This is a genomic window from Luteibacter anthropi (assembly GCF_023699965.1).
GTDB classification, from domain to species: domain Bacteria; phylum Pseudomonadota; class Gammaproteobacteria; order Xanthomonadales; family Rhodanobacteraceae; genus Luteibacter; species Luteibacter anthropi.
In genome coordinates this window covers 1,257,310-1,265,000 of record NZ_CP077072.1, presented here as the reverse complement: position 1 = coordinate 1,265,000, position 7,691 = coordinate 1,257,310, and the positions used below count along the sequence as shown (strand labels likewise).

The window sequence follows — 7,691 nt, the reverse complement described above, 5'->3', positions numbered from 1 at the left end:
CGACTTACTGTCAGTGGCAAGCTTAACCGTATAGGGGAGGCGAAGGGAAACCGAGTCTGAATAGGGCGAATAGTCTCTGGCAGTAGACCCGAAACCGAGTGATCTATCCTTGACCAGGTTGAAGGTGCGGTAACACGCACTGGAGGACCGAACCCACATCTGTTGCAATAGATGGGGATGAGTTGAGGATCGGAGTGAAAGGCTAAACAAACTCGGAGATAGCTGGTTCTCCTCGAAAGCTATTTAGGTAGCGCCTCGTGCGAACATTCCTGGGGGTAGAGCACTGTTATGGCTAGGGGGTCATTGAGACTTACCAAACCATGGCAAACTCCGAATACCAGGACATGCTACACGGGAGACACACGGCGGGTGCTAACGTCCGTCGTGAAAAGGGAAACAACCCAGACCCGCAGCTAAGGTCCCAAAGTCATAGCTAAGTGGAAAACGATGTGGAAAGGCATAGACAGCCAGGAGGTTGGCTTAGAAGCAGCCACCCTTTAAAGAAAGCGTAATAGCTCACTGGTCGAGTCGGTCTGCGCGGAAGATTTAACGGGGCTAAGCTATGCACCGAAGCTCGGGGTGTACAGATTTTGATCTGTACGCGGTAGAGGAGCGTTCCGTAGGCCTGTGAAGGTGGATTGTAAAGTCTGCTGGAGGTATCGGAAGTGCGAATGCTGACATGAGTAACGATAAAGGGGGTGAAAAGCCCCCTCGCCGAAAGCCCAAGGTTTCCTCGCGCAACGTTCATCGGCGCAGGGTGAGTCGGCCCCTAAGGCGAGGCAGAAATGCGTAGTCGATGGGAAGCAGGTTAATATTCCTGCACTTTTCTATAGTGCGATGTGGGGACGGAGAAGGTTAGGTCTACCAGGCGTTGGTTGTCCTGGGGAAAGGCGGTAGGCATGATTCTTAGGCAAATCCGGGAATCTTTATGCCGAGCACCGAGACGAGTCCTTTGAGGACGAAGTGACTGACACCACGCTTCCAGGAAAAGCCACTAAGCTTCAGCTATAGAAAAACCGTACCGTAAACCGACACTGGTAGGCAGGGTGAGAATCCCAAGGCGCTTGAGAGAACTCGGGTGAAGGAACTAGGCAAAATGGCACCGTAACTTCGGGAGAAGGTGCGCCCCTTGGTGTGGTCACGTGCGTGACTGAGCATCGAGGGGTCGCAGTAACCTGGCCGCTGCGACTGTTTATCAAAAACACAGCACTCTGCAAACACGAAAGTGGACGTATAGGGTGTGACGCCTGCCCGGTGCTGGAAGGTTAATTGATGGGGTCAGCCGCAAGGCGAAGCTCTTGATCGAAGCCCCAGTAAACGGCGGCCGTAACTATAACGGTCCTAAGGTAGCGAAATTCCTTGTCGGGTAAGTTCCGACCTGCACGAATGGCGTAACGACAGCGGCGCTGTCTCCACCCGAGACTCAGTGAAATTGAAATCGCTGTGAAGATGCAGCGTTCCCGCGGCAAGACGGAAAGACCCCGTGAACCTTTACTATAGCTTTACACTGAACGTTGAGTTCTTCTGTGTAGGATAGGTGGGAGGCTATGAAACCGAGACGCTAGTTTCGGTGGAGCCATCCTTGAAATACCACCCTGAAGTGCTTGACGTTCTAACCTAGGTCCGTAATCCGGATCGGGGACCGTGTATGGTGGGTAGTTTGACTGGGGCGGTCTCCTCCTAAAGAGTAACGGAGGAGCACGAAGGTACGCTCAGCGCGGTCGGACATCGCGCACTGTGTGCAAAGGCATAAGCGTGCTTGACTGCGAGATCGACGGATCAAGCAGGTACGAAAGTAGGTCTTAGTGATCCGGTGGTTCTGTATGGAAGGGCCATCGCTCAACGGATAAAAGGTACTCCGGGGATAACAGGCTGATACCGCCCAAGAGTTCATATCGACGGCGGTGTTTGGCACCTCGATGTCGGCTCATCACATCCTGGGGCTGTAGCCGGTCCCAAGGGTATGGCTGTTCGCCATTTAAAGTGGTACGCGAGCTGGGTTCAGAACGTCGTGAGACAGTTCGGTCCCTATCTGTCGTGGGCGTTGGAGATTTGAGAGGGGCTGCTCCTAGTACGAGAGGACCGGAGTGGACGTTCCGCTGGTGTTCGGGTTGTCATGCCCATGGCATTGCCCGGTAGCTATGAACGGAAGCGATAACCGCTGAAAGCATCTAAGCGGGAAGCGCGCCTCAAGATGAGATCTCCCGAGAGCTAGACTCTCCTTAAGGCACCATCAAGACTAGGTGGTTGATAGGCGCGGTGTGGAAGTGCAGCAATGCATTGAGCTTACGCGTACTAATGAGCCGTGAGGCTTGACCATATAACCCCAAGACGCTTCACCGTCTTAACTCAAGTCGAATCCGACTACATCCCGGACGCTTGTCACTCGTTTACACCTTTGCGGAGCCGGCGCTCAAAAAGCGCTGCTCCCACCCCTTCCCTGGCGGCTATAGCGGCGTGGTACCACCTGATCCCATCCCGAACTCAGAAGTGAAACGCGCATGCGCCGATGGTAGTGTGGCTCAAGCCATGCAAGAGTAGGTCACCGCCAGGGGCTTTATCCCAAAAACCCGGTCTCACACGAGACCGGGTTTTTTCTTTGCGCCCAATCCCTGTAGGAGCGCGCCTGCGCACGACCCCTGGTCCCTCAGCACCTCGCATCACCGATGCCTCCCTGACTAACCGGTCGCGCGCAAGGCGCGCTCCTACAATGGGCCGGCGTCGGCGTCGGCACCGACCCGGCCGGTCAACGCCGGCCGCGCGCAGGCGCGCTCCTGCAAACACGCCCCGCAAGGCCCTAAAACGCGCAATCCTTCTGCCCGATCAATCGGTTACTCTAGGCTCATGTACCTAGAGACCTTCGGGCTGCGCGAGCCGCCGTTTGGCGACACACCAGATACCCGTTTCGCGTGCCTGTTCACGCGTGAGCGGGACATCCTTGCGCACGTGGAGTACGAACTGGGCGCCGCGGATTCCGGTGTGACCCTCATCAGCGGTGAGGAAGGTGCCGGCAAGACCCTGCTGTGCATGCTGATCGAGGCCGACGCACCCAATCACGGCGTGACCGTAATCCGTCATGGCTCGGACAATTACGCCCTGGGCACCACAGCCTGGCTGCGTTCGATGTACGCCGGCTTCGGTCTTCCCCTGCCACTCAGTGCCGAGGCCAACACCGAAGACCATCTGGTCGATGGTCTGGCGGCAGGACTGGGGCGCCTTGCCCATCATGTCGACAAGCGGTTCCTGCTGGTCCTGGACGACGGCGACGAGATGTCCGACGGCAATCTCGCCGACATCGAACGCCTGCTCGCCGCCTGTACGAAAAACGCCGCGCCCTTCTATCTCGTGCTTGCGGGTACCCCGGCATTCCGCGATCGTCTTTCGGGCCCCAAGGCGCCTGAACTCGCCAAGCGTATCCGTAGCCGGTTGCCGTTGGCCCCGCTCAGCGCCGAAGAAAGCGAGCGCTATGTCCGCCATCGCCTGCACGTGGCCGGCACCGCCCAGATGCCCTTCAGTCGCCTCGGACTGCGCAGCCTTCGCGACGACGGCAAGGGAAATCCACGTCGGCTCAGTGCATTGGCCCACCGCGCCCTGGAGCGGGCGGCCGAGCGTGGCGAGCAATCCATTGGCGAACGTGCCCTGGGCTTCGTCGCACGGGAAGTGCTGCCCCAACACGCTCGGTATTGGTTCCGTCGATTCCGTCGGCAGATCCTCATCGGCGGCGGTGTGCTGCTCGCACTGTTCCTTATCGGCTCGGCCACCTGGTTTCTTTCCGGCCGCAGCCCGTCCCGCCCCAAGAACCTGGTGACGGCAGCACCTGACCAGGCGCTGGAGAAATTCAAGGACGCACTCCCCGATCCGGAAACCGGCAAGGTACGCGTCTGGGGGGAATTGCTCGCCCGCTGGCAGGTGACGTCCCGTGAGACGAATGTCGCCAATGCCATGCATTGCGATGCGGTGATCTTCCCCGGCCTGGCCTGTGTGAGCGGTCGTGGATCGATCGATCAGCTCCGCCGTTTCGACCGCCCCATGGTGCTGGAACTGGACGATGAGCACGGCAAGCAGCAGGTGTTGATGGTGGGTGTCGGCGACGAAGCGGTCCGTCTTTATCTTGGCGGCAAATACGTCGAACTCACCCGCGACGCCTTCGAACATGTCTGGAACGGGCGTTTCTATGCGGTCTTCCGCATCGATCCCGCCATGCCCGGCAAGCTCTCCCGGGGCGACAGCGGAAACGGTGTCCACTGGCTGATTGCCCACCTGCCATCCAATGGAAATGCTGGCTCGGCGGCGCCCACGGCATTCGACAAGAACGTGGAGTCCAGGGTGCGCAGCATCCAGCAGCGCTTCGGCATTTCGGCCGACGGCGTGGTGGGGCCGGAAACCATGTTCGCGTTGTCCTCGCTTGACACCGAAGGGCCGCATCTCGCTCGCGGCGTTCCCTGAGCATGTTCGTCCATGTCGATACCCGCCGTCGTTCACGGCTGTGCTGGGCGACCATGCTTGTCGTGGTCGTCTGCGTGGTCTCTTTCGTGGTGCTGGCCCTCAGCGGACGCAGCGAACGCATTCAGATCATGCTGCACTGGGGAACGGTGCCTGCCCATCTGTTCGGCACCGGGCTTCCGCTATGGGAGCAGGTAAGCGATCCCGCCCTGCTGCGCCTGTTTACGGCGATCTTCATCCACGGCGGATGGCTTCACCTGCTCAGTAACCTGCTGTTCCTGGTGATTTTCAGCCTGCCCGCCGAACGTAGCCTGGGGTCGCCGCGTTTCCTGCTGTTGTTCCTGTTGGGCGGTATCGTGGCGAACCTGATCGGCGCCATCTCGCTGACTGGAGCGCGCGTGGCGATCATCGGTTGCAGCGGCGCGGTGTCTGCGGTGGTCGGCGCCTATGTCACCCTGTTTCCGAGGGCGAAACTTGGCCTGGTGGTGCCGCTGGGCCTGTATCTGGAATTCGTGCGCGTGCCGGCCTTCGTGCTCATCGGCATCTGGGCGCTCGTGCAGCTGCTTTTCAGCTATGCCGGTGCCAGCTATGGCGCCGTCGTGTGGTGGACCCACATCGGCGGCTTCCTGTTTGGCATCCTGTTCGCGCTGTTTTCGCGTGGGGCGATCGAGCGTCGCCTACGCAGCTGACAGTTCTCGCGCCATTCCGACGTGCTCGTTCAAGAACCCGCGCAGCAGCTGCGTGGCCTTCGGCGTAGGTGCCACCGACGCCAGCAGGGCGTCCGGATCCTGGCCTTCCTGCCGCAGTACCTCGGCTTTGCGACGAATATAAGCGCGCATCACTTCGGCTGAGAATTCCGGATGGAACTGTGTGCTTATGGCATGTTTGCCATAGCGCACCAGGTGATTCGGGTCGCGATCAGAACGGGCCAGCGACACGGCGCCGGGCGGCAGTTCGAGAACGCTCTGCTCGTGCGTTGCATGGGCATGGAAGCTACCGGGCAGGCTTGCGCCCAACGCATCGTCCGAGGCATCCGCATGGGTGGTGAGCGACACCGTACCCATCTCGCGCCCGCCCGGCAGGTAATCGACACGACCACCCAGGGCGTGGGACATCAGCTGGTGTCCGTAACAGACGCCAAGCATCGGCAGTTCGATATCCATGGCATCGCGGATCCAGCCCGCGGTGCGCTCACTCCACGGAAGGCGTTCGGTGACCATCGAGGCCGAGCCGGTGAGAATGACGCCCGCACACTGGGCAGGATCCGGAAGCGCCTCGCCATGCTCGACATCGACAATACGGACGAGGGGACTGCGCAAACGCAGTCCCAGCTGGAACCAGCGCGGAAAATCGCCATGACGATGGCTGATGACCTCCGGTGCGCGACCGGTGCGAACGATGAGTATGGGCTTCATGCAGGGAAGGGGTCTTCGATATCCGTGGGCGGAAGCACATTGAGCACTTCACGCACCGTCGTGAGGCCGGCGGCGACCTGCGCCGCGGCGGAAATACGCAGTGGCTTCATGCCGTCGCGCAAGGCGATGTCATTGAGCCGGGAAAGATCGAGCGAGGCGGTGATGGCGCCCCGCACGCGCGGCGAAAGCGGCATCATCTCGTACACGCCCGTGCGGCCCAGGTAGCCCGTCTTGCGACATTCCAGGCAGCCGACGGGTTCATAGACCCGTTCCGGCACGGGCAGTTCCCAGCCGTGCGTCAGCGCATGCCACTGGTCGGGGTCCTGCGCGGCCGGCTGCTTGCAGTGCGGGCACAGGGTGCGGACCAGGCGCTGGGCCACCACACCGGCCAGGGTGGACTGGATCAGGTAATGCGGCACGCCAAGATCGAGCAGGCGGGTGACGGCGCTGGGTGAATCGTTGGTGTGCAGCGTGGAGAGCACCAGATGGCCCGTCAGCGAAGCCTGCACGGCCATCTGTGCTGTTTCCAGGTCGCGGATCTCGCCGATCATGATGATGTCCGGATCCTGACGCAGCAGCGTGCGTACGCCGGCAGCGAAATCCAGGTCGATGGAGGGCTGCACCTGCATCTGGTTGAGGTCGGCGGACACCATTTCGATGGGATCTTCGACGGTGCAGACATTCAGTTCCGGTCGCGCCAGATGTTTCAGCGTCGAATACAGCGTGGTCGTCTTTCCCGAACCCGTGGGCCCCGTGACCAGCACGATGCCGTGGGGGCGCTCGACCATCGACCGCCACAGTTTTGCTTCTTCGACCGAAAAACCGAGCTGCGAAAAATCCTTCATCACCAAGTCGGGATCGAAGATGCGCATCACCACCTTTTCGCCGAAGGCCGTCGGCATCGTGGAGATACGCAGTTCCACCTCACGCCCCCCGGCCGAGCGTGTCTTGATGCGGCCGTCCTGGGGCCGGCGCTTTTCGGCGACGTCCATGCGGGCAAGGATCTTCACGCGCGCCGTCACGGCGGTGGTGACCGGTGGTGGCAGTTCGAACACTTTCTGCATCATGCCGTCGATGCGGAAGCGGATCTGCCCGGCGTCGCGACGTGGCTCCAGATGAATATCCGATGCGCGTTGCTCAAAGGCGTACTGCAGCAGCCAGTCGACGATATGCACCACATGGCGATCGTCGGCGCCCACTTCACCCGTCTTGCCCAGTTCCACGAGCTGTTCGAAGTTGAAGATCTTCGTCGGCTCGCCGTTCTTGGCATCCTGCGCCAGCTGGATCGACCGCTGCACGCCGTAGAACTCCAGCAGGTAGCGATTGATGTCGATGGGGCTGGCCACGACACGGCGGATATCGCGACGGAGCATGTGGGCCAGGTCGGTGGCCCAGGCGGTTTCGAAGGGCTCGGCGGTGGCGAACACGACCTCGCCGGGCGATGAGGCCACGGGCAGGATGCGATGACGCTGCGCATAGGCGCTGCTGACCACCTGCGTGACCTGGGCCACGTTGATCTTCATCGGGTCGATCTTGAGGTAAGGCAGCTCGGCCTTGCCTGCGAGCCATTCGACGAGGCCCTCAAGGCTGAGCGGCCGACCGGGATCGCGGCGGTTCTCGGCCTTTGCGTTGGCGATGACCACAAGGGGATTCAGCTCGATGGCCGTCTTGCCGCCACGGGCACTCGTGCGGGCGCGCTTGGCATCTTCACCGCTCAGGTAACCGTCGACCACGAGCGAGGCCAGCACCTCCTCCAGTTCCAGTCGCCCGCGACGCCCCAGCAATGCGCCGGATTGCGGATTGACAGCCATGGTGCGCGATCCCGTATGGAAG

Annotated in this window: 4 protein-coding genes and 2 rRNA genes (1 of these 6 running past the window's edge); 4 read left to right on the top strand and 2 right to left on the bottom strand. The window is 60.9% G+C overall.

Annotation, left to right across the window (positions count from 1 at the left end; all coding sequences use genetic code 11):
- The 4 genes from KR767_RS05775 to KR767_RS05760 form a co-directional block, all read left to right on the top strand.
- Positions 1–2,320, top strand: a 23S ribosomal RNA gene (locus KR767_RS05775); it begins 565 nt to the left of the window's first position.
- Positions 2,321–2,439: 119 nt separating this feature from the next.
- Positions 2,440–2,554: ribosomal RNA gene (rrf, locus tag KR767_RS05770) — 5S ribosomal RNA — on the top strand.
- Positions 2,555–2,844: 290 nt separating this feature from the next.
- A complete protein-coding gene (locus KR767_RS05765; protein ID WP_250878428.1) occupies positions 2,845–4,446 on the top strand; it encodes an ExeA family protein in 1,602 nt (533 codons plus the stop codon).
- Positions 4,447–4,448: 2 nt separating this feature from the next.
- Entirely contained in the window at positions 4,449–5,132 is a 684-nt protein-coding gene (locus KR767_RS05760) for a rhomboid family intramembrane serine protease (RefSeq protein WP_166950379.1), read from the top strand.
- On the opposite strand, the gene KR767_RS05755 is transcribed toward KR767_RS05760, so the two are convergent.
- Positions 5,121–5,858, bottom strand: a complete 738-nt coding sequence (locus KR767_RS05755) for a glutamine amidotransferase (RefSeq protein ID WP_166950377.1) — start codon at positions 5,856–5,858, stop codon at positions 5,121–5,123. The two genes, KR767_RS05760 and KR767_RS05755, sit on opposite strands and share 12 nt — an antisense overlap.
- Complete coding sequence (gene tfpB / locus KR767_RS05750; RefSeq protein WP_250878427.1) at positions 5,855–7,669, bottom strand: type IV pilus assembly ATPase TfpB; 1,815 nt, start codon at positions 7,667–7,669, stop codon at positions 5,855–5,857. The genes KR767_RS05755 and tfpB overlap by 4 nt, the downstream gene beginning before the upstream one ends.
- Between the last annotated feature and the right edge of the window lie 22 nt (positions 7,670–7,691).

Bases quoted from the DNA above. Each gene is read 5' to 3' on its own strand.
- KR767_RS05765 (WP_250878428.1), top strand. From the start codon at position 2,845: ATGTACCTAGAGACCTTCGGGCTGCGCGAGCCGCCGTTTGGCGACACA.
- KR767_RS05760 (WP_166950379.1), top strand. From the start codon at position 4,449: ATGTTCGTCCATGTCGATACCCGCCGTCGTTCACGGCTGTGCTGGGCG.
- KR767_RS05755 (WP_166950377.1), bottom strand. From the start codon at position 5,858: ATGAAGCCCATACTCATCGTTCGCACCGGTCGCGCACCGGAGGTCATC.
- tfpB (WP_250878427.1), bottom strand. From the start codon at position 7,669: ATGGCTGTCAATCCGCAATCCGGCGCATTGCTGGGGCGTCGCGGGCGA.